The sequence below is a fragment of the Micromonospora mangrovicola genome (assembly GCF_047200535.1).
Taxonomy (GTDB): domain Bacteria; phylum Actinomycetota; class Actinomycetes; order Mycobacteriales; family Micromonosporaceae; genus Micromonospora.
This window is the reverse complement of sequence record NZ_JBJZOG010000247.1, coordinates 1-964: the sequence shown is the minus strand read 5'-3', so window position 1 is coordinate 964 and position 964 is coordinate 1. Positions and strand designations below refer to the sequence as shown.

Genomic DNA, 964 nt, shown 5'->3' with positions numbered 1-964 from the left:
AGAGGGCGTCTCGGTCGGGTTTGATCTAGTACACGCTGGTTGATGTCTTGCTGGGAGTGGGAGGCAGGGGTCGGAATGATCGATGCATGACGACCCCTCGCCGTCCGTATCGCACTGATCTGTCCGATGCTCGCTGGGCGTTGATCGAACCCACCATGGACGCGTGGCGGGCCGCGCAGGGCGGGCTGGGCATCAAGAAGCCGGTGCATGACCTGCGGGAAATCGTCAACGCGATCCTGTACGTCAACCGCACCGGCATCGCCTGGGAGTACCTGCCCCACGACTTCCCCCCGTACAAGACCGTCCACTCGTACTTCACCCGGTGGGCCGCCGACGGCACCACCGAGACCATCCACAACCTGCTACGCGGCAAGGTCCGGCAGGCAGCCGGCCGTGACCCGGAACCCACCGCAGCGATCATCGACTCGCAGAGCGTCAAGACCAGCACCAACGTGCCCGAAGCCAGCCAAGGCATCGACGCCGGCAAGAAGATCAAGGGCCGCAAACGGCACCTGGCCACCGACGTCCTCGGACTGCTGCTCGTCGTGATCGTCACCGCCGCCAGTGTTTCGGACACCGCCGGCGGCCGTGACGTGATCGATCGTCTCGCCGCCACTCACCGTCACATCAGCACGGCATGGGTTGACGCCGCCTACCGCACCACCGTCATCGAACGCGGCGCCGCCCACGGCATCGCCGTGGCAGTCGTCTCCAAAACCCCAGGCCAGAAAGGCTTCCAACCACTGCCCAAGCGATGGGCGATCGAACGCACCAACGGCTGGATCATGCTCCACCGCCGACTCGCCCGCGACTACGAAACATCACCAGAGCACTCCCGCGCTCAGATCCACTGGGCCATGATCGACAACATGAGCCGGCGCCTCACTTATGAGACGACCCCATCATGGCGCGACGATCAACCCGAAACAGACACACCCCCACCTACCTGATCGAGATGCCCTCT

At 64.4% G+C, this 964-nt stretch carries 1 protein-coding gene; it reads left to right on the top strand.

Translation table 11 applies throughout. The annotated features are described in order from the left end of the window. Window positions 1-86 precede the first annotated feature (86 nt). Window positions 87-950, top strand: a complete 864-nt coding sequence (locus tag ACL02O_RS34300; protein WP_412822338.1) for an IS5 family transposase — start codon at window positions 87-89, stop codon at window positions 948-950. The last annotated feature ends 14 nt before the right edge of the window (window positions 951-964 follow it).